The sequence below is a fragment of the Paraburkholderia sp. MM6662-R1 genome (assembly GCF_050436245.1).
In the GTDB taxonomy this organism is placed as follows: domain Bacteria; phylum Pseudomonadota; class Gammaproteobacteria; order Burkholderiales; family Burkholderiaceae; genus Paraburkholderia; species Paraburkholderia tuberum.
The window spans coordinates 2431820-2455640 of sequence record NZ_JBNDLV010000001.1 but is presented as its reverse complement, the minus strand read 5'-3'; the positions used below and the strand labels follow the sequence as shown (position 1 = coordinate 2455640).

Here is a 23821-nt window from a genome sequence, read left to right as displayed (position 1 = left end):
GGATCGCTTGATATAGTTTCGTTCTTCGTTGGCCCGGTAGCTCAGTTGGTAGAGCAGCGGATTGAAAATCCGCGTGTCGGTGGTTCGATTCCGCCCCAGGCCACCAGGATTCAGCCCCAGGAAATCGCAAGATTCCCTGGGGCTTTTCCGTTTGGCGGACAAGTCGTCACTTCGGCTTGCCATGCAGTTGAAGCCGCGCGGGTGGGACAGCTGGCGTCGGCGACATTCGGTGTCGCGTGATAAAATCGCGCCAGTTCAAGGACTTGCATGCAGGCATCGCACGCGGTCGTGCGCCGCGCGAATGCAGTGCCGAGCATGTCGCACCGAAGCACCCAATCCTTCGCCCGACGATCGGCGGTATAAGCGCCCAGCCACGTTCCCGCGCAACGCGCGACCTATACTGCTTTGGGCCGGCACAGTGCCGGCACACGTCGCGCCGCGTTGCTTGCATGGCGCACCTCGCGCAGCGCGACGTGGCACTCTCATTCACGGAGTATCACGGTGATCCGCAAAGACGCTAAGCGTAGCGCGCTCGTGCTGTTTTCCGGTGGCCAGGATTCCGCCACGTGTCTTGCGTGGGCGCTCGACCGTTACGACACGGTCGAAACGGTCGGCTTCGATTATGGTCAGCGTCATCGTGTCGAACTCGAATGCCGCGAAGGATTCCGCCAGGCCGTCGTGCGTGCGTTTCCGGCGTGGGCCGATCGTCTCGGCGACGATCACACGATCGACCTGTCGCTGCTCGGCGCGATCAGCGACACCGCGATGACGCGCGAGATCGAAATCGAAGCCACGGCCAATGGGTTGCCGAACACGTTCGTGCCGGGCCGCAATCTGATGTTCATGACGATCGCCGCGGCCATCGCGTATCGGCGCGGTTTGCAGGTGCTGGTCGGCGGGATGTGCGAGACGGACTTCTCGGGCTACCCCGATTGCCGCGACGACACGATGAAGGCGCTGCAGGTCGCGCTGAATCTCGGCATGGACGCGCGTTTCGCGCTGGAGACGCCGCTGATGTGGCTCGACAAGGCCGACACGTGGCGCCTCGCGCGCGCGCTCGGCGGCGACGCATTGGTGGAACTGGTGCGCGTCGAGACGCATACCTGCTACGTCGGCGAACGGGCCGAGTTGCACTCATGGGGCTTCGGCTGCGGCGAATGCCCGGCATGCCGGTTGCGCAAACGTGGCTATGAGGCCTACCTCGCCGGCGAAAAAGTCACCGAGCCGGTCTGACGGCTCGCGCGAGAGCGCCCATCATTGAGCATCGTTGATTCAGGAACACAGGACAGAAAGCAGCATGACGTACGCGGTCAAGGAAATTTTCTACACGTTGCAGGGCGAGGGCGCGAATGCCGGGCGGCCGGCCGTGTTCTGCCGTTTCGCGGGCTGCAATCTGTGGTCCGGCCGCGAAGAGGATCGCGCGGACGCCGTCTGCCGTTTCTGCGACACCGACTTCGTCGGCACCGACGGCGAGAACGGCGGCAAGTACCGCACACCTGACGAACTGGTCGCGATGATCGCGTCGCAATGGCCGCAAGGCGAGGGCGAACGCTTCGTCGTGTGCACTGGCGGCGAGCCGATGCTGCAGCTCGATCAGCCGCTCGTCGACGCGCTGCACGCGGCCGGCTTCGAGATCGCGATCGAGACCAACGGCTCGCTGCCGGTGCTCGACACGATCGACTGGATCTGCGTGAGCCCGAAGGCCGACGCGCCGCTCGTCGTGACGAAGGGCAACGAACTGAAGGTCGTGATCCCGCAGGACAACCAGCGCCTCGCCGACTACGCCAAGCTCGACTTCGAGTATTTCCTCGTCCAGCCGATGGACGGCCCGTCGCGCGACATCAACACGAAGCTCGCGATCGACTGGTGCAAACGTCATCCGCAGTGGCGCCTGTCGATGCAGACTCACAAGTATCTGAACATTCCCTGATTTGCCGTGCTGACGATTACCCGAAAACTCGAATTCGACGCGGGCCACCGCATTCCCGATCACCGCAGCCAGTGCCGTAATCTGCATGGCCATCGCTACGTGCTCGAAATCACGCTGCTAGGCGATCTGGTCGACACCGAAGGCGCGCCCGATCGCGGCATGGTGATGGACTTTGCCGACGTGAAGTCGCTCGCCAACGAGCACCTGGTCGACAAGTGGGACCACGCGTTTCTCGTCTACGAAGGCGACACGCAGGTGCGTGGCTTCCTCGACAGCATGGCGGATCACAAGACGGTCGTGATCGATCGCATTCCGACCGTCGAAAACCTCGCCGCGGTTGCGTTCGACATTCTCGCGAACGTCTACGACGCGCACTACGGCGTGAACCTGCGCCTGCACAAAGTGCGTCTGTACGAGACGCCGAATTGCTGGGCCGAGGTGGTCCGCGACTCGCTTCCCGCCTGAATCCACGCCCCGCCGGGCGAACGAACTTCTCGCGTTATTGTCACGGTATGATCGTTCCGACCAACACACGGAGCGAGACATGCCGGTCACCGCATCGCATCGCAGCAGGCAACGAGGCCGTCAGCGCCCCGGTGCCTGCCTGATCCACTATATGGCCCCGCTTCGCATTGCAAACCTGCGCGAGGCCAGCCGATGAGCACCTTCACCAACTCCCTGAAACAACGTCTGAAGGACAACGCGCCGCTGATCGGGCTGTGGTTGTCGCTCGGCAGCGAGGCCGCCGCGGAAGCACTCGCGCACGCCGGCTTCGACTGGCTGCTGATCGACATGGAGCACGCGCCCAACGATAGCGGCGGCGTCGAATCGCAATTGCGCGCGATTGCCGCCGCCCATCTGCCGAGCGAGCCGGTGGTGCGGGTGCCCGCGAGCGAGCCGTGGCTCGTCAAGCGCGTGCTCGACGCCGGCGCGCGCACGCTGATGTTCCCGAACATCGAATCCGCTGAAGACGCGGCACGCGCCGTGCGGCTCACCCAATATCCGACCGCCGAGGCGCTCGACGGCCTGCGCGGCGTCGCGGGCGTCGTGCGCGCGGCCGGTTACGGCATGCGGCGTGATTACGTGCAGACGGCCAACGCACAGATCGCGACGATTGTGCAGATCGAATCGGCGCGCGGCTTGCGGGAGGTCGAGCAGATCGCGGCGACGCCGGGCGTCGATTGCCTGTTCGTCGGGCCGGCCGATCTGGCCGCGAGCCTTGGTCATCTCGGCGACGCGAAACACGCGGACGTGCAGGCGGCGATGGCGCGTATCGTCAGCGCGGCGGACAAAGCCGGCATTGCCGCCGGCATCTTCGCGATGGACGTGGCGAGCGCGCGGCAGCATCGCGACGCCGGTTTTCGCTTCGTCGCGCTAGCCGCCGACGTGATCTGGATGTTGCGCGCGACGCGCCAGGCATTACAGGAGGCGAGGTCATGAACGGCAGAGTGCAGAGGGGCGCCGGGCGGATGATCACGCGAGTGACCGCGCAAGTGACCATGGCGGTGGCGCTGCTCGCGACTGGCGCGTGGAACGCCGCGTATGCACAGGATCGCGTCGCCAAGGCGAACGATCCGCAGACGCAATCCGCGGTGGCCGACTACAACGCCGGCAATCTTGGCGCGGCGCTGAGCGAATTCCGCCAGGCCGCCGAGCGCGGCAGCCGGCTTGCGCAGTTCAACTACGCGATGATGCTGCTCAACGGCGAAGGCACGCCGGTCAACGTCGACGAAGGCAAGAAGTGGCTGCGCAAGGCCGCCGACGCGAACATGTCGCACGCGCAATACGTGTACGGCAAGATGTACGACGATGGCGAGTTCGTCGGGCGCGATCCGGTGGAGGCGCATCGCTGGTTCATGAAGGCGGCCGCGCAGGGCCATGTGCAGGCGGAGCTCGCACTCGCGAATCAGTTCCTCGACGGACGCGGTACCGAGCGTGACAACAAGCAGGCGTTCGTCTGGTACAAGAAAGCGGCGCAGGGCGGCGACATGACCGCGCAGTATGTGACCGGCTCGTTCTACGAGCGTGGCGGCGATGGCGTCGACCGGAATCTGAATGTGGCGCGCGCATATTACGCGGCCGCGGCGGCGCAGGGCGATCCGGCCGCGCGCCTGAAGTATCAGCAGTTGAGCGCGCAGCTGCGCGATCAGAAGGAAGTGAAGCCGCAGTAATGAAGCAGCAAAAAAGCAAAAAGGGCGCTCGCAACGAGCGCCCTTTTTTGCATTGTCGTTTGCTAGCGTGCCGCTAGCTACGGGTTAGCTCTGCATCAACCGCTTCTGTCGCGCGACGCTCATGATCAGCCCGATCGCGACGCCCAATGTAGTCAGCGCGGTGCCACCGTAACTCATGAACGGCAACGGCACGCCGACCACCGGCAGAATCCCGCTCACCATGCCGATATTGACGAACGCGTACGTGAAGAACGCCATCGTCAACGAGCCGGCCAATAATCGCCCGAACAATGTCGCGCCGTTGGCCGCGATGTAGAGCCCGCGCGCGATCAATAGCATGTACAGCGTGAGCAGCACGATTCCGCCTGCCAAACCGAACTCTTCCGAAAACACCGCGAAGATGAAGTCGGTGTGCTTCTCGGGGATGAACTCCAGATGCGCCTGCGTACCCTTCAGCCAACCCTTGCCGAGCGGGCCGCCCGAGCCGATCGCGATCACCGCTTGAATCGTGTGGAAGCCTTTGCCGAGCGGGTCCGAGGTCGGATCGAGCAGCGTGCAGATGCGGTGCTTCTGGTAGTCGTGCATCAGCGGCCACTGCACTTCGGGCTGACAGATCTTGTCCTGGAACGCCGCGATCGACGCAACCGCAATCACGGCCGCGATCAGCACCGGCACGATCAGCTTGAAGCTCAGCCCCGCGAAGTAAATCACGAACAGGCCGGCCGCGAACACGAGCACGGCCGTGCCGAGGTCGGGCTGCTTCGCGATCAGGCCGACCGGCACGATCAGGATCACGAAGCCGACCAGGTAGTCGTACCAGCGCATCACGCCTTCGCGGCGCTGGTAGTACCAGGCGAGCATCAGCGGTGTGGCGATCTTCATGATTTCCGATGGCTGGATCACCACGCCGACGTTGATCCAGCGCTTCGCGCCCTTGCGCGTAAGGCCGAACATAGCGACCGCGACCAGTAGCGCGATCCCGAACGCGTAGAGCGGGACCGCGAAGCGCATCAGCGTATTGGGCGGCACATTGGCGAGCCCCCACATCAGCACGAAGGTGAGCAGGATGTTGCGCAACTGGTCTTCGACACGGCCCGGCATATCGAGCGTCGCGCTGTACAGCGTGACGATGCCGACGCACAGCAGCAGAAACACGATCAGTGCGAGCGGACGGTCGAAGCCTACGAACATCCGCTTGATGCGCTCGAGCCAGGCGCGCTTGTCGAATTGCATGCCTTTCTCCTTATTCGTCGATGCCGCCGGCGGCCGGCTGGCGCGGCGACGCGCCCTGGAAGCTGTCCTCGCGCGATGGTGCCGCGACGCTCGGCGCCGGCTCGCTTGCCGGACGGGGCTGGTGCGGGGCGCCGGACGTACGCGACGCGGATTTCTTTGCCGCGGACGAAGCCGATGCCGGCTTCGCCGCCGAGGCCGCGCGCGCTGCGGTGGCCGAAGCCGCTGCCGGCGCGCTGGCCGGCACCGTTGCCGCCGCGCCAGCCGACGCCGTCACCGGCGCAGACGCGCCATTCGCGCCCGAAGCCGCAACAGCCGCCGACGCACCGGAGGCCATCGCGGCAGCCGCCGCCCCTGGCATCGGCAGTGCCTTGAAGCCCGCCGCAATCTTGAGCGGCTGAGCGCCATCATGCGATGCAGGCGTATCGCCGACCTGCGGCGCGGATGCTTCGAGCGTGGTCGATGCCGCTACCGCGACCGCCGCTTCTTCCGCACCGGGCTTGTTCTTGCCGACCAGGTAATAGTCGAGCACCCTGCGCGCGATCGGACCGGCCGCCTCCGCGCCCCAGCCGCCGTTTTCGACGACCAGCGCAAGTGCGATCTTCGGTTGATCGGCCGGCGCGAAGGCGATGAACAGCGCGTGATCGCGCAAATTCTCCGCAACCGCGTGACCTTTGTAGTTCGCGCCTTGCAGCGAGTACACCTGCGCGGTACCGGTCTTGCCGGCCGCCTGATATGGCGCGCCCGCGAACACTTTGGCCGCCGTGCCGTTCGTGACCACGCCTTCCATCGCGCGCTTGATGAAGTCGATGTCCTGCTGCTTGACCGCGATCTTGTCGCTCGGATCGCGCACCACCGGCCGCGTGTCCTTCGTGATCGGATTCTCGATGTCGCGCACGAGGTGCGGCTTCATCACGACGCCGTTGTTCGCGAGCGTTGCGGTGGCATGGGCGAGCTGCAGGATCGTGAACGAGTTGTAGCCCTGGCCGATGCCGAGGCTGACCGTTTCGCCTTCGTACCACTTCTGCTGCTCGGGGCGGCGGTACGCGTGGCGCTTCCAGTCGGTCGACGGCAGGATGCCCTTCGCTTCGCCGGCGATGTCGATGCCGGTGATCTGCCCGAAGCCCCACGGCTTCATGAAGTTCGCGATGTTGTTGACGCCGAGATCGTGCGCGAGCATGTAGAAGTACGTGTCGTTCGACACGACGATCGCGCGGTTCATGTCGATCCAGCCTTGGCCCGAGCGCACGTCGTTGCGGAACGTGTGGCCGCCGAACGTGTAGTAACCGGGGTCCTGGAAACCCCAGCTCGGCGTGCGCTTGTGCAGCGTCAGCGCGGCGAGCGCCATGAACGGCTTGTAGGTCGAGCCCGGCGGATAGGTGCCGTGCAGCGGCCGGTTCAGGAGCGGATGGTCGGGCGAGTTGTTCAGCTCGTCCCAGCTCTGCTGGTCGATGCCGTCGACGAAGGAATTCGGATCGAAGCTCGGCGCCGACACGAATGCGAGCACGTCGCCGGTGGACGGCTCGATCGCGACGAGCGCGCCGCGGTGTCCGGCGAACGCCTGCTCGGCGACCTGCTGAAGGCCGATGTCGAGCGACAGCACGAGGTTGTTGCCCGGGGTCGCCTGGGTGCGCGACAGCGTACGCACCGGGCGGCCGCCCGCCGTCACCTCGACTTCCTCGAAACCGGTCTGGCCGTGCAGCTCGGTCTCGTAGCTCTGCTCGACGCCGATCTTGCCGATGTAATCGGTGCCCTTGTAGTTGTTCGCGTCAAGACGCGGATCGTAGTGATCCGGATCGCTGTCGTTCTGATCGCTGGCGTCGTCGATGCGGTCCTGGTCGCGTTGCGAAATCCGTCCGATGTAGCCGATCACGTGCGCGGCGGTCGGCCCGAGCGGGTACTGGCGGAACAGCCGCGCGCGCACTTCGACGCCAGGGAAGCGGAAGCGCTGCGCGGTGAAGCGCGCGACTTCGTCGTCGGTCAGGCGCGTGCGGATCGGCAGACTTTCGAAGTTCTTCGAGTCTTCCTGCAGCTTCTTGAAGCGGCGACGGTCGCGCGCATCGATCGACACGACGGTGGCGAGGTTGTCGATCACGTTATCGAGCGTGTCGTTCAGCTTCGACGGGGTGATTTCAAGCGTATAGGCCGAGTAGTTCTTCGCGAGCACGACGCCGTTCCGGTCGGTGATGATGCCGCGGTTCGGCACGATCGGCGCGACGGAGATGCGGTTTTCATCGGCTTGCAGCGAGTACTTGCTGTAGTGCCAGACCTGCAGGAACAGGAAGCGGAAGCCGATCAGCCCGAAGCAGACAAACACGAACAGGCCCGCCGCCGCGACGCGCAGGCGGAATTTCGTGAGCTGCTGTTGAGTGTCCTTGAATTCGGTCATGCGATTCTGCAAAAGGCCGGCATGCGGCCATCAAGAGTGTGCGCCCAAACTGGCCGCGGCCGGTGGGCCCGATGCGGGATCAAATGGGGCGAGTATCGTCCGGGTCGGCGGGGCGGCGCTGCGGCATCAGCAGCAAGATGCTGGCGACCGGCCATAGCGCCGCTTCGACGAAACCGTCGATCAGATAACTCCAGCCCGGAAACGCCGCGCCGGTCAACAACCGGATCACGAACGGCACCAGTTGCGCGACGACGAGCAGCGGCATCACCGCGAACATTTGCACGCCGAGCGACATCCACAGCACGCGGCGGTGAATCGTGATCGCGCCGTACGAGAGCAGCGTGTAGGCGAGCGCGTGCTCGCCGAGCAGGCTCGCGTTGTGCACGTCCATCAGCAGACCGAGCAGAAACGCGATGCCCATGCCCACCTTGCGCGGCTGATGGACATTCCAGAACAGCAGCACGAGTGCGACGAAATCGGGCACGCCGGCGAGACGCCCCCACGGCATCAGGTTCAGCAGGAACGCGGAAGCGAGGCTGAACGCGATGAAGTACGGGTTGACAGGCTGCAGGATGTATTGCGGGCGATTCATGGCTGAGCCCCCGGCTCGGCTTGCGGCTTCACGTTCTTCGCGGCGGCCGGCTTTTCGGCTTTCCTGTCGGCTGCGGGCTTGTCGGACTTCTTGTCGGCCGCAGCTTTGCCCGGCGCCTTTTCCACGGATTTGGCTGCGGGCTTTTCGGTCGCCGCTTTGTCGGCGGCGTTCCTGTCGGCTGGCCTGGCGGCGGATTTGTCCGCCGCGCCCTTGCCGTCCGCTGCTTTGGCGCCCTTCTTCGCTTTCGCTTCCTTCGCGACGGTTGCCGCGTCGGGTTCGTCCGCCGGGCGCGGCGGCGCGTTGTTCTGGACGTGCAGCACGAGCACCTGACGCGCACCGCGCACCGCGGCGACCGGCAGACTGACTACGCGCGCAAACGCGGTGTCGGCCTGCTTGTCGACGCGCACGACCTTCGCGACCGGCAGCCCCGGCGGATACACGCCGTCGAGGCCGCTCGTGACGAGCTCGTCGCCGGTCTGGACGTCGGCGCTGATCGGCACGAAGCGCAGATCGAGCGTGTCGCCCTTCGGCGTACCGTAGATCACGCTGCGCAAGCCGGTGCGCAGAATTTCGACCGGCACCGCCTGGTCCTTGTCCGTCAGCAGCGTGACTTCGGCCTGCAGCGGGAACACCCGTGTGACCTGGCCGATCACGCCATCTTCGTCGACGACCGGCGAGCCGTTCTGGATGCCTTGCTGCGCGCCGCGTCCGATCACGACCTTCTGCGTGAACGGATCGCGCGTGTCGTACTGGATTTCGGCGGGCAGCGATTGCGTGGTGAGGCTCTGCGACAGTTGCATCAGCGCGCGCAGATGGCCATTTTCGGCGGCGAGCGACGCGGCCAGATTGGCCTGCTGCGACAGCCGCAGATCCTTCGCGCGCAGCTTCGCGTTCTCGTCGCGCAGCGTGGCGCTCGTCACGGCGAGGTCGGCGGCGCCCATGAAGATGTCGCGCGGCACGAGCGCTGCGCGCTGCAAAGGATAAAGACCCGCGCCGAGCACGCCGCGGACGATTTCGAGCGTCTGGAAGCGGGCATCGGAGATCAGCAGGGCGAGCGCCAGCACGACGAAGAACACCAGTCGGGCCAGAGCGGAGGGGCCTTGCTTGAACAGGGGCGGCGGACTGTATTCCATGGTCGGCGCCGGGGGCGTGAGCGGTTGGGTGAGACGGCGACGCGCAAGGCGCGCGCGGTCAGCGAGCGGAGGCTGGTCGGCCCAGCCAACGACAAAGCGGCCCGCAAGGGGCCGTGTGCCAGATCCGCGCTACTGACATGGGAGGAAGGCTCGCTTACTCGTACGAGAAGATGCTGCCGAGCTTGTCCATGCGTTCGAGCGCCATGCCCGAGCCGCGCACGACGCAGGTCAGCGGGTCTTCGGCGACGAGCACCGGCAGGCCGGTTTCTTCGGCGAGCAGGCGATCGAGGTCGCGCAGCAGCGCGCCACCGCCGGTCAGCATCATGCCGCGCTCGGCGATGTCCGCGCCGAGTTCCGGCGGCGTCTGTTCCAGTGCGATCTTCACCGACGACACGATCTGGTTCAGCGGATCGGTCAGCGCTTCGAGGATTTCGTTGCTGGAGATCGTGAAGCTGCGCGGAATGCCTTCCGACAGATTGCGGCCCTTCACTTCCATTTCCTTGACTTCGGAGCCCGGGAACGCGGAGCCGATTTCCTTCTTGATGGCTTCGGCGGTCTGTTCGCCGATCAGCATGCCGTAGTTGCGGCGGATGTAGTTGACGATCGCTTCGTCGAACTTGTCGCCGCCGACGCGCACCGAGCCCTTGTACACGATGCCGCCGAGCGAGATCACGCCGACTTCTGTCGTGCCGCCGCCGATGTCGACGACCATCGAACCCGTTGCTTCCGACACCGGCAGGCCCGCGCCGATCGCGGCAGCCATCGGTTCTTCGATCAGATACACCTGCGAGGCGCCCGCGCCGTGCGCGGCTTCCTTGATCGCGCGACGCTCGACCTGGGTCGAACCGCACGGCACGCAGATGATGATCCGAGGCGACGGCGAGAACATGCGCGATTCGTGAGCAGTCTTGATGAACTGCTTGATCATCTGCTCGGTGACGGTGAAGTCGGCGATCACGCCATCTTTCATCGGGCGGATCGCCTCGATGTTGCCCGGCACCTTGCCGAGCATCTGCTTGGCTTCCTTGCCGACTGCCTGAATGGTCTTCTTGCCGTTGGGGCCGCCTTCCTGGCGGATCGACACGACCGACGGTTCGTCGAGAACGATGCCCTTGCCGCGCATGTAGATAAGGGTGTTGGCGGTGCCGAGGTCAATCGCCAGATCGTTAGAGAAGTAGCTGCGCAAAAAACCGAACATTCAAAATCCTGTCTCGCTGGGGGCCGGGCCTCGCACCGTATGCGTAGGGCGGCAGCGGAAAAATAACAGCTTCAACCGGGCGGTAGCGACGCCACATGAACTTGAAGCCGCGGGGGAGTCTACCGGAGGCCGTTGCAAAGCCAGGGCGGAAAGCGCCGGACGTTCTTGGAATTGTCCGCAAGGCCTTGGTAAGTCGGTCCGGGTTTGGGTCGAACGCGTAATGATACCTTATAATTTTGGATGTTTTGAAGGAAACGGAGCGCACATTTTGTCATTGCCGCTCCTTTTTCAGGATTGTCCTATCTTGTCGTAACCCGCTGTTACAACGCGACTTTTTAACTGTTGTGACATTCCACCCTTTCCGGTGACTGCATGGCTCTGACCCTGACCGATGTAAAACGCATCGCGCATCTCGCGCGACTCGAACTGGCCGATGCCGACGCCGAGCACACGCGTGCCCAGCTCAATGATTTTTTCGGCCTCGTCGAGCAGATGCAGGCGGTCGATACCACCGGCATCGCGCCGCTTGCCCACCCGATCGAGCAGATCGAAGACGTCGCGCTGCGTCTGCGTGACGACGCCGTCACGGAGACGGTCGAGCGCGAGGCTTTCCAGCGCCCCGCGCCGGCCGTTCAGGACGGCCTGTACCTCGTGCCGAAGGTGATCGAATAAGACCCGCCGGGCAGACCCCGGGTCTGGCGTCGGCGCGAGCCTCCGTGGTCCAGACGCGCGTCCTCGCCGCGAACCTTGCCGGACCGGTCTGCCGACGGGCAACCGAAGGCCTCCACGGCGGCGTGACCACGCTGCCGCGCTTTCCAGGATAAAACGCAATGCATGAAAAAAGTTTGAGCGAACTGCGCGCCGCGCTCGCGGCCAAGGAATGCTCCGCAGTCGAACTGGCGCAGCTGTACCTGAAGCGGATCGACGCGGCCAATAGCCTGAACGCGTTCATTCAGGTCGATCCGGAACTGACGCTCGCGCAGGCGAAAGCCGCCGACGCGCTGCTGCACACCGGCCATGCGGGCCCGCTGGTCGGCCTGCCGATCGCGCACAAGGATGTGTTCGTCACGAAGGGCTGGCGCTCCACGGCCGGCTCGAAGATGCTCGCGAACTACGAAAGCCCGTTCGACGCGACCGTGGTCGCGCGTCTGCAGAACGCCGGCATGGTGTGCGTGGGCAAGACCAACATGGACGAGTTCGCGATGGGTTCGTCCAACGAGAATTCGTATTTCGGCGCCGTGCAGAATCCGTGGGACCGCAAGGCCGTGCCGGGCGGTTCGTCGGGCGGCTCGGCTGCCGCCGTGGCCGCGCGTCTCGCGCCCGCCGCGACCGGCACCGACACCGGCGGCTCGATCCGCCAGCCGGCGTCGTTCTCGGGCATCACCGGCATCAAGCCGACGTACGGCCGGGTGTCGCGCTACGGCATGATCGCGTTCGCGTCGTCGCTCGACCAGGGCGGCCCGATGGCGCAAAGCGCCGCGGACTGCGCGACGCTGCTCAACGCGATGGCCGGCTTCGACGAGCGCGATTCGACGAGCCTCTCGCACGAGCGCGAGGACTACACGCGCTATCTCGGCAAGTCGTGGCAGGACGGCGGCACGGACAAGCCGCTCGCCGGTCTGCGCATCGGCCTGCCGAAGGAGTATTTCGGCCCCGGTCTCGCCGACGACGTGCGCGCGTCGATCGACGCCGCCTTGAAGCAGTACGAAGCGCTCGGCGCGACGCTCGTCGAGGTGTCGCTGCCGAAGACCGAACTGTCGATCCCGGTCTACTACGTGATCGCGCCGGCCGAAGCATCGTCGAACCTGTCGCGTTTCGATGGCGTGCGGTTTGGCCATCGCGCGGCCGAGTACCGCGATCTGCTCGACATGTACAAGAAGTCGCGCGCCGAAGGCTTCGGCCCGGAAGTGAAGCGCCGCATTCTGGTCGGCACCTACGTGCTGTCGCACGGCTACTACGACGCGTACTACCTGCAGGCGCAGAAGATCCGCCGCATCATCGCGCAGGACTTCCAGCAAGCGTTCAAGCAGTGCGACGTGATCATGGGACCGGTCGCGCCGTCGGTGGCGTGGGACATCGGCGCGAAGGGCGACGATCCGGTGCAGATGTATCTGGCCGACATCTATACGCTGTCGGTGAGCCTCGCCGGCCTGCCTGGCATGAGCGTGCCGTGCGGTTTCGGCGCGGGCGCGAATGCGCAGCGTCCGGTCGGTCTGCAGATCATCGGCAACTATTTCAACGAAGCCCGGATGCTGCAGGTGGCCGACGCGTTCCAGCGCGCGACCGACTGGCACCGTCAGGCACCGGCAGGAGTGTGAGCACCATGACCAAACAATGGGAAGTCGTGATCGGTCTGGAGACCCACACGCAGTTGTCGACGCATTCGAAAATCTTCTCGGGCACCGCGACCCAATTCGGCGCCGCGCCGAACACGCAGGCCAGCCCCGTCGATCTGGCCTTGCCGGGCACGCTGCCGGTGATGAACCGCGCGGCGCGGTCGAACGCGCCATTCAGTTCGGCCTCGCGATCGGCGCAACGGTGGCGCCGCGCAGCATCTTCGCGCGCAAGAATTATTTCTACCCGGACCTGCCGAAGGGCTACCAGATCAGCCAGTACGAAATCCCCGTCGTGCAGGGCGGTCAGGTGACGATCCAGGTACCGGCCAATGAAAAGGCGGGCAAGGAAGCGTACGAAAAAACCGTCAACCTGACGCGCGCCCACCTCGAGGAAGACGCGGGCAAGTCGCTGCACGAAGACTTCGCGGGCATGACCGGCATCGACCTGAATCGCGCCGGCACGCCGCTGCTCGAAATCGTCACCGAGCCGGAAATGCGCAGCGCGGCCGAGGCCGTTGCCTACGCGAAGTCGCTGCACACGCTCGTCGTGTGGCTTGGCATCTGCGACGGCAACATGCAGGAAGGCTCGTTCCGCTGCGACGCGAACGTGTCGGTGCGTCCGGTCGGCCAGAAGGAATTCGGCACGCGCACCGAGACCAAGAACCTGAACTCGTTCCGCTTCCTCGAAGAAGCGATCCAGTACGAAGTGCGTCGCCAGATCGAGCTGATCGAAGACGGCGGCACGGTGGTGCAGGAAACGCGTCTGTACGATCCGGACAAGCGCGAGACGCGTTCGATGCGCAGCAAGGAAGACGCGCATGACTACCGCTATTTCCCCGACCCCGACCTGATGCCGCTCGTGATCGACGCCGCGTGGGTCGAGCGCGTGAAGAGCGAGATGCCGGAACTGCCGGAAGCGATCCAGCGGCGCTTCGTGTCGCAGTACGGACTCACGCCGTACGACGCGAACGTGCTGACCTCGAGCAAGGCGACGGCCGCTTACTACGAAGCGGTAGTCGCCAAGTTCGGTGCGGCCAACGCGAAGGTCGCGGCGAACTGGGTGATGGGTGAAGTGTCGTCGCAGCTCAACCGCGAAGGCCTCGACATTGCCGCGTGCCCGGTCTCGGCCGCGCAGCTGGCGCTGGTTCTGCAACGTATTGCCGACGGTACGATCTCGAACAAGATCGCGAAGGAAATCTTCCTCGCGATCTGGGAAGAGAAGGCCACCGACGAACCCGCCGCCGACCGCATCATCGAGGCGAAAGGCTTGAAGCAGATTTCGGACACCGGCGCGCTCGAAGCGATCATCGACGAAGTGCTCGCCGCGAACCAGAAGTCGGTCGACGAATATCGCGCCGGCAAGGAAAAGGCGTTCAACGCGCTGATCGGCCAGGCGATGAAAGCAACCAAGGGTAAGGCCAACCCTGCTCAGGTCAATGAATTGCTCAAGAAGAAGTTGTCCTGAGTTGAAGTGCCGCGGGCCGGGCGTGATCGCGCCCGTGTCACCACGGGCCGTTGCCGGATCGAAGCAGGGCAACGGCCCGTTTTATTTTGCGGACTCGCTTCAGCCGGTTAAGCGTAGACCTTGGAGTGTATGCATGACAAAGCAACCCGATCTCGACGATTTCCGCGTGCCGTATTTCGACGACGGCAACAAAAAAAACCACTTCTCGCTCGACCATTTCGATCCGAAGGCGAAGCCGTTTTCGAGCGGCTCGAAAGACGCTGACCGCGCGCGTCTGTCGGAAGTAGGCCTGCTGCTCGACAACCTGCAGGAGCGGCTGCACGCGCAGCGCAAGCGCCGCGTTCTGCTAGTGCTGCAAGGCATGGACACGAGCGGCAAGGACGGCACGATCCGCGCGGTATTTCACGAAGTCGATCCGCTCGGCTTGCGCATCGTGCCGTTCAGGGCGCCGACGCCCGTCGAACTCGCGCACGACTTCCTGTGGCGCGTGCATTCGCAGGCACCCGCGGCCGGCGAGCTGACGATCTTCAACCGCAGTCACTACGAAGACCTGCTCGTGCCGACCGTGCTGGGCGCGCTCGACGCCGCGGCGTTCCAGCAGCGGTGCCGCCACATCCGTCAGTTCGAGGAGATGCTCGCCGACAGCGGCGCGACGATTCTCAAGTGCATGCTGCACATTTCAAGGGACGAGCAGCGTGTGCGTTTGCAGGAGCGCATCGACGATCCGCTGAAGCATTGGAAATTCGACGTGTCGGATCTCGAAGCGCGCAAGCAGTGGGACGCGTATCAGTCCGCGTATCGCGACACACTGGCCGCGACGTCGACCGAATACGCGCCGTGGTACGTGATTCCGGCCGACTCGAAGACGCATCGCAACGTGATGGTCGCCGAACTGCTGCTGCGCACGCTCGACGCGCTAAAGCTCGAATATCCGCCGGCCAAGGAATCGCTGAAGGGCGTCAAGGTCGAGTGAACGCGGCCTTGCCCCTTGGCTTCAGAAACGAATCGAACAAAAGAGGAAAGACATGTTGCGTGTGATTACCGCCAACCTCAACGGCATCCGCTCGGCGGCGAAGAAGGGCTTTTTCGACTGGTTCGGCGAACAGGGCGCCGACGTGCTTTGCGTGCAGGAAATCAAATGCTCGCAGGACGACATGACGCCGGAGTTTATGGCGCCGCATGATTTCACCGGCTATTTCCAGCATGCGGTAAAAAAGGGTTATAGCGGCGCGGGCGTCTATACGCGTCATGAGCCGGACGAAGTGGTCATCGGCTTCGGCAGCGAGGAGTTCGACCCGGAAGGGCGCTATGTCGAGCTGCGTTTCGGCAAGCTGTCGGTGGTCTCGGTGTATGTGCCGTCGGGGTCGAGCGGCGACGAGCGCCAGCAGGCCAAGTTCCGTTTCATGGACGAGTTCATGCCGCATCTCGCCGAGCTGGCGAAGGAGCGCGAGGTGATCGTGTGCGGCGACGTGAACATCGTGCACAAGGAAATCGACATCAAGAACTGGAAGAGCAACCAGAAGAATTCGGGCTGCCTGCCCGAAGAGCGCGCATGGCTCGACAAACTGTTCGACGAAGTCGGTTATGTGGACGTGTTCCGCACACTCGACCAGCGGCCCGAGCAGTACACGTGGTGGAGCAATCGCGGTCAGGCGTATGCGAAGAACGTCGGGTGGCGGATCGATTACCAGATCGCGACGCCGGGCATCGCAAGCAAGGCGAAGCGCACCGACGTGTTCCGCGACATCAAGTTCAGCGACCATGCGCCGCTGACCGTCGACTACGACCATAAGGTCAAAAAGTAAGCCCACCGGCCGCGACGCGTGCAGCGCCGTGGCCCGCCGGCAGTCGTAGAACCGGGGTATCAGTCGCGCGCAGGCTTGCGGGTCGGCCGACCGATGCCTGCATAATCGGGCAACTCGTCGACGCTCTTGCCGATTGCCTTCGCGTACAGCGGCAGCATGTCCGGCAGCCGCTTGATGATGTCGTCGCGGCGCGCCGGCGTGTACGGGTGCACGTAGATGAAGCCCTGCTTGCGACTGCTGCGCGTCGCCTGCGCGAGCTTATCCCACAGCGTGACCGCCGCGCGCGGATCGAAGCCGGCGCGCGACGCGATATCGCTGCCAATCACGTCGGCTTCGGTTTCGTCGGTGCTCTCGTACTTCATTTCCAGCAGACGCGAACCGATGCCGAGCGGCGCCATGCCCAGATCGGCGAGGCCGAACAGTTGCGGAATCGTGCCGGACGAATCGAGCTGGCTCGCCTGCAACTGACCGAGCCGCATGCGCGCGTGCTCGCGCAACGCGTGCGCGATCTCATGGCCGATCAGCATGCCGACCTCGTCGTCGTTCAGGCGGACGCGATCGAGAATCCCGCTATAGACGACGATCTTGCCGCCCGGCAGGCAGTACATGCGGATGTCGTTCGAGCGGACCACCGCGACTTCCCACTTCCAGAGCTTGGCTCGCTCGTTCCATTTCAACGAGTACGGAATCATCCGGTCGATGATCGAGCGCACGCGCGTCACGCGCGCGTCCGTCTCGCCGTACAGGCGGTTCGCGTGGCTGGCGCCGTAGACGATCTGGTTGAACTCCTCGGCGGCCTGCGCCTCGAGCATCGACGACGGGATCAGGTTGCGGAACACCATGTAGCCACCGTAGCGCAGTTGCGGGCTCACGTAGTAGGGCGGCGGGACGGCCGCGGGGGCCGATGCCGCGGCGGGCGCTTTGGCGGTGGCGGGGGCGTGCGCGGGCTGCGGCGCGGAGCCGGAAGTAGCGGCGCCCGGAGCGCTACCGCTAGCGCTGGGCGTGCCCGGGGCACCGGCGTTGGCACCGGTGCTGTTATTCGCGCCAGGATTGGCACCGCCGGCGCTGTTGTTGCCGCTGTTGCCGGCTGCAGCCGAAGTCGCGTTTTCCGCGGCGCTGGTGCCGCTGGTCGCGGACCTGGCCGCAGGCATCGGGGCTGGGTTGGGCGTCGCACCGCTGGTGGTCGCGGCGGCGGCCGGCGCGGGCGCTTGCGCGCCGCTCACCGGGCTGGCGCCAATCGCCGGCGTGCCGGCCGCATAGGCGCCCGCCGGCATCGCCAGCGCGACGCTCGCGCAACCGAGGACGCTTACGGCGCCGAGTGCGGTGCGGCGCGCGCGGGTCGGAAGCGGTACCTTCACGACCGGTCCCTCCACGGCGCGATACGCACCAGTAGCAGCATGCCGGGCACCGCGAGCGCGGTGCAGAGGATGAAGTAGTCGAACCAGCCCATCCGCGCGACCACATAGCCGCTCGCCGCCGACGCGAGCGTGCGCGGCACCGACGCGAGGCTCGTGAACAGCGCGAACTGCGTCGCGGTGTAGCGCGGATCGGTGGTGCTCGCGATATACGCGGTGAACGCGGCCATCGTGAGACCGGTGGCGAAGGTCTCGAAGCCGTACACGAGCGCGAGCGCGACCGAGCGTGGATCGAGCTGCACGCTCCAGTCGATGCCGACGAACGACAGCAGCTTCGTCGTCCCCTGGCTCAGTGCGACGGCAATGTTGTAAATCGCGGCAAGTCCGGGCGAGTCCGGGCCGAGATGCGCGAGCCACGCGAAGCCGAGCGTCGACACCATCTGCAGCAAACCGAAGATCCACAAGCCGCGGCCGATGCCGATCTTCATCAGCCAGATCCCGCCGACGATGCCGCCCGCGAGACTCGCGCCGAACGCCGTGGTCTTGGCGATCACGCCGATCTGCGTGCGCGAAAAACCGATGTCGAGGAAGAACGACGTGGACAGCGTGGTCGCCATCGTATCGCCGAGCTTGTACAGGAAGATGAAGCCGAGCACGAAAAGGGCAGTGCGCCAGCCGTCGCGCTGAATGAATTCCCTGAACGGCTCGACGATCGCCTCGCGCAGATTCTTCGGCGGCTCGCCGTGCACCTCGGGCTCGCGCACCACCAGCGTCATCAGAACGCCCGGCAGCATGAACGCGGCCGTCACGATGAACACGGTGCTCCACGGCAGATGATCGGACAAAATCAGCGCGAGCGAACCGGGCACGAGCGCCGCGATCTTGTACGCGTTCACGTGCACCGCGTTGCCGAGGCCCTGCTGCGTGTCGCTGAGCAATTCACGCCGGTACGCGTCGATCACGATGTCGGAGCTCGCGCCGAAGAACGCGACCAGGGCGGTCAGCGCGGCCACGGTCCAGATCGATTCGCGTGGCGACACGAAACCGAGCGTCGCCATCGCGCCGGCCACGAGCAATTGCGTGACGAGCATCCAGCCGCGCCGTCTGCCGGGCCGCCAACCGGGCACGCGCGGTACGTAGCGGTCCATCAGCGGTGCCCAGACGAATTTCCAGGTGTACGGAAACTGGATCAGCGCGAAGAGGCCGATTTCCTTCAGATTGACGCCTTCCGAGCGCAGCCACGCCTGCACGAGGTAGACGAGCGTAAACAGCGGCAATCCCGACGTGAAGCCGAGAAAGACGCAAATCAGCATGCGCGTATTCAAAAACGCGCGCCAGCCGGGATGTTCTTCGTGAGCGGTAAGTGCGGGCGCCTCGTGCGGCGGGTTCGACATGTGGATAAGTGACGTTAGCTTTTCTTGACGCGATAGACCGCAAGACTACCACGCCAGTTCACGCCCCAACGCACCACCTGTCCGTCATGCAGCACGACGCGATCGAGAATCTCGATGCCGACTTCGGGCGCGAGCGCTTCGAAGTCCTTGATCGTCAGCACACGCACGTTCGGCGTGTTGTGCCATTGATAAGGCAGCGACTTCGACACCGGCATACGCCCCTGCAATACCGACAGCCGATGCGCCCAATAGCCGAAATTCGGAAACGACACGATGCATTGCTTGCCGACGCGCACCGTCTCGCGCAGGATCGCCGCGGTCTGATGAATCGTCTGCAGCGTCTGCGACAGCACCGCGAAATCGAAGCTGCCGTCTTCGAACAGGCGCAGGCCGTCTTCGAGATTCTGCTGGATCACGTTGACGCCCTTCTGCGTCGCGGCGAGCACGCCGGCGTCGTTGATCTCGATGCCGTAGCCCTGCACGTCCAGTTCTTCGTTCAGCAGCGACAGCAACGAGCCGTCCGCGCAGCCGAGATCGAGCACGGTCGCGCGCGGTTCGACCCAACGGGCGATCGCGCGGAAGTCCGGGCGCAATGCCAGGTAATCAAGTGCTCGCTGGTTCATGCGTTGACCTCGTTTGCAATGCGTTCGTAGTAGGCGCGCAGCAGGTTGTGATAGCGCGCATCGTCGAGCAGGAAGGCGTCGTGGCCGTGCGGCGCGTCGATCTCCGCATAGGTGACCGTGCGCTTGTGGTCGAGCAGCGCCTTCACCAGTTCGCGCGAGCGTGCCGGCGCGAAACGCCAGTCGGTCGAGAAGCTCGCGATCAGATACTTCGCGGTGGTGTGCGCTAGCGCGGCGGTCAGATCGCCGTCGAAGGCCTTGGCCGGATCGAAGTAGTCGAGCGCGCGCGTGATCAGCAGGTAGGTGTTCGCGTCGAAGTAGTCGGCGAACTTGTCGCCCTGATAGCGCAGATACGATTCCACTTCGAATTCGACGTCGAAGCTGAAGTTGTAGTCATCGAGCGCGCCTTCCGCGCGACGCAGCGAGCGGCCGAATTTTTCGGCCATGTCGTCGTCCGACAGATACGTGATGTGGCCGATCATCCGCGCGACGCGAAGGCCGCGCTTCGGCTTCACGCCGTGCGCGTAGTAGTTGCCGCCGTGGAAGTCGGGGTCTGACAGGATCGCCGAGCGTGCGACCTCGTTGAACGCGATGTTCTGCGCGGACAGTTTCGGCGTCGATGCGACCACGATGCAATGCGCGACCCGCTCCGGATACATCATGCTCCACGCGAGCGCCTGCATGCCGCCGAGACTGCCGCCCATCACGGCGGCGAAGCGCGTGATGGCCAACCCGTCGGCGACGCGCGCCTGAGCGTTGACCCAGTCTTCGACGGTGACGACCGGAAAGGTCGCGCCATACGGCTTGCCGGTCGCGGGGTCGATGCTCATCGGCCCGGTCGAGCCGAAGCACGAGCCGAGGTTGTTCACGCCGATCACGAAAAATTTGTCGGTATCGAGCGGCTTGCCCGGGCCGACCATGTTGTCCCACCAGCCGATGTCCTTCGGATCGTCGGCGTACACGCCCGCCACGTGATGCGATGCGTTCAGCGCGTGGCACACGAGCACCGCATTGCTGCGCGCGGCATTGAGCGTGCCGTAGGTCTCGACCATCAGGTCGTAGCCTGCGAGCGAGCTGCCGTTGCGCAATGGCAGCGGCTCGGTGAAATGCATTTTTTGGGGAGCGACGATGCCGATGGATTCCATTCATTCCGCCATTGAGTCAACAGGGCGGCTAAACGGCGTCGGCGAAGCACGAAGAGAAGGACGGTGTGCGCAGCTGACGACCTCTTTAGCCGCATTTATAGTGAACCGCGGGCCTGGGGCCAAGGGTTCGCGCGCCCGCAATCGAGTCAGCAAATCGGCGCGTGAAGGGGTGTGAAACCGGGTGCAACGTGTTTCGGGATGCCTTGGCGCGGTCCGTTATGCATCGGAAGGCCGCGGCAACATCAGGCGCAAAGTATAGCGGAAAATTCCGCGCGGCAGCGGCACGGGCGATGCCGCGCGAAGGGTGCGAGTCCTCGCGGACTACTGAAGAATCAGCAGCAATTGCTCGTCCGCGTGTTCGGCAGGCGGCCGCGCGAAACCGCTGCGCACATAGCGATGCCAGCGGCCGATCACATAGCTCACCACCAGGCTCGCGCGAATGGCGGGATCGTAGCCGGCAGGCAACGCAGTGGATTGCGGTGCGGTCTGCGGGCCGGCGTTGCCTGTGACGTCGTTATCCGCACGGGCAAGCGCTTCGGTCTGCGCGAGCCGCAAGCACTGCTTCAGCGATGCCTCGACGCGCTCGAGCATCTGGTTCACGCGCTCGGTGAGTCGCTCGTGCTCGCCGATCAGCGCCTCGCAGGTCAGCACGCGCGTCATGCCGGGATTTTTCGCGGGAAAGTTGAGCAGCATCAGCGCGATCGCGCGCGCCTGCAGCACGCCGTTGTTTTCGTGATTGGTGATCTGGTTGATGAGGCCGAACAGCGTCTGCTCGATGAACTCGATCAGCCCTTCGAACATCTGCGCCTTGCTGGCGAAATGGCGATACAGCGCGGCTTCCGACACACCGAGCCGGGCGGCGAGCGCGGCCGTGGTGACCTTCTCGCGCTTCGGCGCCTCGAGCATGCTGGCAAGCGTCTGCAGGATGTGCACGCGGCGCTCGCCCGGCTTCGGACGCGGCGAGCGTGTGGCGGCCGGCGCCGCGGGGGAGGCTGCGGCTGAGGTTTCGTCAGGCTTGTCGATCGGCTGCATGGCTGTGGTCCCCCGGCTGATGTCGTTGGCGGCTTTCGTCCCTACTGTCCCGGCTTGCGTCCCTTCCATCGAACCGAGCGCGTGCCCAGTCGTAGCGATTTTAGCGAACGAATGCTGCGGTCGACATAATGCGGCCGGCCGGTGCCCGGCAGGCGCGTCGGTACACCGTCCGCGTGCGGCTTGCGCGGCAGGTGCCCGGTGATCCACACGGTGCGGATGCCGAGCCGTCGATAGTTTTTCAGGTGCGAACGCGTGTCCTCGACGAGGATCGCGTCTTTCAGCGACACGTGCGCGTCGCGCATCGCGCGGCGCAGCATCGCGTGATCCGGCTTCGCGCGCCATTGGCGGCGATCGCGCATGTGCTCGATCGCGATCACGCGCTCGAATAGCCGCTCGATGCGCAACTCGGCGAGCACTGCGCGCGCGTAGGTTTCGGGCGCGTTGGTCAGCACGATCTTGCGGCCCGGCAGCGCCGCGATCAGACGCGCAACGCCGCGCTCGTGGCGGATCATCGAGCAGAGGTCGGGGAACGTGTGCACGACCTTCAGGAAGTCGTGCGCGTCGAGCGGATGGTGGCGCGTGAGACCGAGCAGTGCTGCGCCGTAGCGCAGCGTGTAGCCGGTGCGCAGACGGTTGGCTTCGTCGATGTCGACTTGCAGCGCGTCGATGATGTACTGGGTCATGCCGCGATTGATCGCGGGGAAAATGGCATGTGACGCGCGGTGCAGCGTGTTGTCGAGATCGAACAGCCAGACGGGCTTGCCGCCTGCGAGGTCAGGACGGCGGCGCCGCGAAGAGGGGGTGCGCATGGTGGATTTCTTCACCCGCTGACGGGCGTTTCATGCTGCGGATGCGCAGAGATTGCCGCATCAACGCTCGGGGGCGCGCATGGACTGCCGGCCGCGAGGTGGGGCACAGGCGTCGCGCCGCTCGGACGCAACCCCTGTGCCGGGGATGCCGCAACGATCAATGCGAGCGGATCATCGTGCCGAACGGCTGTTCGGTCAGAATTTCGAGCAGCACCGAGTGCTCGATGCGGCCGTCGATGATGTGCACCGAGCGCACGCCGCTCTTCGCCGCATCGAGCGCGGACGAGATCTTCGGCAGCATGCCGCCGGAGATCGTGCCGTCTTCGAACAGACCGTCGATTTCGCGCGCCGACAGGTCGGTCAGCAGATTGCCTTCCTTGTCCATCACGCCGGGGATGTTGGTCATCATGACGAGCTTTTCGGCGTTCAGCACGACCGCCAGCTTGCCCGCGACGAGATCCGCGTTGATGTTGTACGACAGGCCGTCTTCGCCGAAGCCGATCGGCGAGATGACCGGAATGAACGCGTCGTCCTGCAACGCCTTCACGACCGCCGGGTTGATCGACTCGACTTCGCCGACCTGGCCGATGTCGACGTACTGGCCCGGAGTTTCGCGATCCGGCATCAGCATCTTGCGCGCGTGGATCAGGCCGCCATCCTTGCCGGTCAGGCCGACCGCGTGGCCGCCGAAGTGGTTGATCAGCATCACGATGTCCTGCTGCACCTCGCCCCCGAGCACCCATTCGACGACTTCCATCGTCTCTTCGTCGGTGACGCGCATGCCCTGGATGAACGTGCCCTGTTTGCCGATTTTCTTAAGCGCCTGGTCGATTTGCGGACCGCCGCCGTGCACGATGACCGGGTTGATGCCGACCAGCTTCAGCAGAATCACGTCGCGCGCGAAGCCCTGCTTCAGACGCTCTTCGGTCATGGCGTTGCCGCCGTATTTGATGACCACGGTCTTACCGTGATACTGACGGATGTAAGGCAGCGCCTCGGCCAGAATTTCGGCTTTCAGGGTGGGCGCAATCTGCGAGAGGTCGGGAAGCTCGGACATGGCGGCAGGCTCGGGCACGGAACAGTTAAAACAGCGCGAATTGTACAGGACTGGCGCGCTGCAACAGGGTTTTCGGCCGCGGCGCGAGCGACGGGCGGTGCAGGTTTGGCGTACCGCACCATGACGGGCCGCGGGGGTGTCGAACAGCAAGCGTAACGCA

The 23821-nt window shown here is 64.8% G+C and carries 21 protein-coding genes, 1 tRNA gene and 1 pseudogene; 11 read left to right on the top strand and 12 right to left on the bottom strand.

From position 1 onward, the window contains the following. The first annotated feature begins 30 nt into the window (after window positions 1-30). The 6 genes from OKW39_RS11570 to OKW39_RS11545 all read left to right on the top strand — a co-directional run bounded on the left by OKW39_RS11570 (window position 31) and on the right by OKW39_RS11545 (window position 4101). A tRNA-Phe gene (locus OKW39_RS11570) sits at window positions 31-106 on the top strand. A gap of 395 nt (window positions 107-501) precedes the next feature. After that, the gene (queC, locus tag OKW39_RS11565) at window positions 502-1233 is read left to right on the top strand and encodes a 7-cyano-7-deazaguanine synthase QueC (RefSeq protein ID WP_090802235.1); all 732 of its coding nucleotides are present in this window, start codon (window positions 502-504) and stop codon (window positions 1231-1233) included. Between the two features lie 64 nt (window positions 1234-1297). Next, window positions 1298-1930, top strand: a complete 633-nt coding sequence (gene queE, locus OKW39_RS11560; RefSeq protein WP_090802234.1) for a 7-carboxy-7-deazaguanine synthase — start codon at window positions 1298-1300, stop codon at window positions 1928-1930. 9 nt (window positions 1931-1939) lie between these two features. Further along, window positions 1940-2395: a 6-carboxytetrahydropterin synthase QueD gene (gene queD, locus OKW39_RS11555; protein WP_429563487.1), complete on the top strand. Its 456-nt coding sequence runs from the start codon at window positions 1940-1942 to the stop codon at window positions 2393-2395. A gap of 192 nt (window positions 2396-2587) precedes the next feature. Continuing rightward, a complete protein-coding gene (locus tag OKW39_RS11550; RefSeq protein WP_429562712.1) occupies window positions 2588-3370 on the top strand; it encodes an HpcH/HpaI aldolase family protein in 783 nt (260 codons plus the stop codon). A 29-nt stretch (window positions 3371-3399) separates the two neighbouring features. After that, window positions 3400-4101 carry a tetratricopeptide repeat protein gene (locus OKW39_RS11545; protein ID WP_429563486.1) on the top strand — a complete coding sequence of 234 codons (702 nt, stop codon included), beginning with the start codon at window positions 3400-3402 and terminating at the stop codon, window positions 4099-4101. Between the two features lie 84 nt (window positions 4102-4185). Here OKW39_RS11545 and rodA read toward each other — a convergent pair whose 3' ends face one another. The 5 genes from rodA to OKW39_RS11520 all read right to left on the bottom strand — a co-directional run bounded on the left by rodA (window position 4186) and on the right by OKW39_RS11520 (window position 10643). Beyond that, window positions 4186-5334 carry a rod shape-determining protein RodA gene (gene rodA / locus OKW39_RS11540; protein ID WP_184025834.1) on the bottom strand — a complete coding sequence of 383 codons (1149 nt, stop codon included), beginning with the start codon at window positions 5332-5334 and terminating at the stop codon, window positions 4186-4188. A gap of 10 nt (window positions 5335-5344) precedes the next feature. Beyond that, window positions 5345-7720, bottom strand: a complete 2376-nt coding sequence (gene mrdA, locus OKW39_RS11535) for a penicillin-binding protein 2 (protein WP_429362596.1) — start codon at window positions 7718-7720, stop codon at window positions 5345-5347. A gap of 79 nt (window positions 7721-7799) precedes the next feature. Next, window positions 7800-8312 carry a rod shape-determining protein MreD gene (gene mreD / locus OKW39_RS11530; RefSeq protein ID WP_090802227.1) on the bottom strand — a complete coding sequence of 171 codons (513 nt, stop codon included), beginning with the start codon at window positions 8310-8312 and terminating at the stop codon, window positions 7800-7802. Further along, on the bottom strand, window positions 8309-9445 hold the full coding sequence (mreC, locus tag OKW39_RS11525; RefSeq protein ID WP_187612099.1) for a rod shape-determining protein MreC: 1137 nt from the start codon (window positions 9443-9445) through the stop codon (window positions 8309-8311). Before mreC ends, mreD begins: the two co-directional genes overlap by 4 nt. Before the next feature lie 154 nt (window positions 9446-9599). Next, window positions 9600-10643, bottom strand: coding sequence for a rod shape-determining protein (locus OKW39_RS11520; RefSeq protein WP_004189550.1), 1044 nt, complete (start codon window positions 10641-10643; stop codon window positions 9600-9602). Between the two features lie 372 nt (window positions 10644-11015). On the opposite strand from OKW39_RS11520, the gene gatC reads away from it, so the two are divergent. The 5 genes and pseudogenes from gatC (at window position 11016) to OKW39_RS11495 (ending at window position 16249) form a co-directional block, all read left to right on the top strand. Beyond that, window positions 11016-11315: an Asp-tRNA(Asn)/Glu-tRNA(Gln) amidotransferase subunit GatC gene (gene gatC, locus OKW39_RS11515; RefSeq protein WP_018419087.1), complete on the top strand. Its 300-nt coding sequence runs from the start codon at window positions 11016-11018 to the stop codon at window positions 11313-11315. A 158-nt stretch (window positions 11316-11473) separates the two neighbouring features. Next, window positions 11474-12961 (top strand): Asp-tRNA(Asn)/Glu-tRNA(Gln) amidotransferase subunit GatA, encoded by a 1488-nt coding sequence (gene gatA, locus OKW39_RS11510; protein ID WP_187612098.1) that lies wholly within the window; start codon window positions 11474-11476, stop codon window positions 12959-12961. A 5-nt stretch (window positions 12962-12966) separates the two neighbouring features. Then, window positions 12967-14444: pseudogene (gene gatB / locus OKW39_RS11505) on the top strand (Asp-tRNA(Asn)/Glu-tRNA(Gln) amidotransferase subunit GatB). Between the two features lie 133 nt (window positions 14445-14577). Continuing rightward, the gene (locus OKW39_RS11500) at window positions 14578-15417 is read left to right on the top strand and encodes a PPK2 family polyphosphate kinase (RefSeq protein ID WP_429562711.1); all 840 of its coding nucleotides are present in this window, start codon (window positions 14578-14580) and stop codon (window positions 15415-15417) included. A gap of 52 nt (window positions 15418-15469) precedes the next feature. Beyond that, window positions 15470-16249: an exodeoxyribonuclease III gene (locus OKW39_RS11495; protein WP_090802219.1), complete on the top strand. Its 780-nt coding sequence runs from the start codon at window positions 15470-15472 to the stop codon at window positions 16247-16249. 59 nt (window positions 16250-16308) lie between these two features. Here the strand turns inward: OKW39_RS11495 and OKW39_RS11490 are convergent, their stop codons facing one another. From OKW39_RS11490 to argB, 7 genes are all read right to left on the bottom strand, one after another. Then, entirely contained in the window at window positions 16309-17622 is a 1314-nt protein-coding gene (locus OKW39_RS11490) for a M48 family metallopeptidase (RefSeq protein WP_429562710.1), read from the bottom strand. After that, complete coding sequence (locus OKW39_RS11485) at window positions 17604-18998, bottom strand: AmpG family muropeptide MFS transporter (RefSeq protein WP_187612095.1); 1395 nt, start codon at window positions 18996-18998, stop codon at window positions 17604-17606. The genes OKW39_RS11490 and OKW39_RS11485 overlap by 19 nt, the downstream gene beginning before the upstream one ends. A gap of 14 nt (window positions 18999-19012) precedes the next feature. Further along, window positions 19013-19621: a methionine biosynthesis protein MetW gene (gene metW / locus OKW39_RS11480; RefSeq protein ID WP_090802214.1), complete on the bottom strand. Its 609-nt coding sequence runs from the start codon at window positions 19619-19621 to the stop codon at window positions 19013-19015. Further along, complete coding sequence (gene metX, locus OKW39_RS11475) at window positions 19618-20763, bottom strand: homoserine O-succinyltransferase MetX (protein WP_429335578.1); 1146 nt, start codon at window positions 20761-20763, stop codon at window positions 19618-19620. The genes metW and metX overlap by 4 nt, the downstream gene beginning before the upstream one ends. Before the next feature lie 321 nt (window positions 20764-21084). Beyond that, the gene (slmA, locus tag OKW39_RS11470; protein ID WP_429335579.1) at window positions 21085-21795 is read right to left on the bottom strand and encodes a nucleoid occlusion factor SlmA; all 711 of its coding nucleotides are present in this window, start codon (window positions 21793-21795) and stop codon (window positions 21085-21087) included. Window positions 21796-21836: 41 nt separating this feature from the next. Continuing rightward, entirely contained in the window at window positions 21837-22604 is a 768-nt protein-coding gene (locus OKW39_RS11465; RefSeq protein WP_429562709.1) for a pyrimidine 5'-nucleotidase, read from the bottom strand. A gap of 157 nt (window positions 22605-22761) precedes the next feature. Next, complete coding sequence (argB, locus tag OKW39_RS11460; protein WP_018419098.1) at window positions 22762-23661, bottom strand: acetylglutamate kinase; 900 nt, start codon at window positions 23659-23661, stop codon at window positions 22762-22764. Between the last annotated feature and the right edge of the window lie 160 nt (window positions 23662-23821).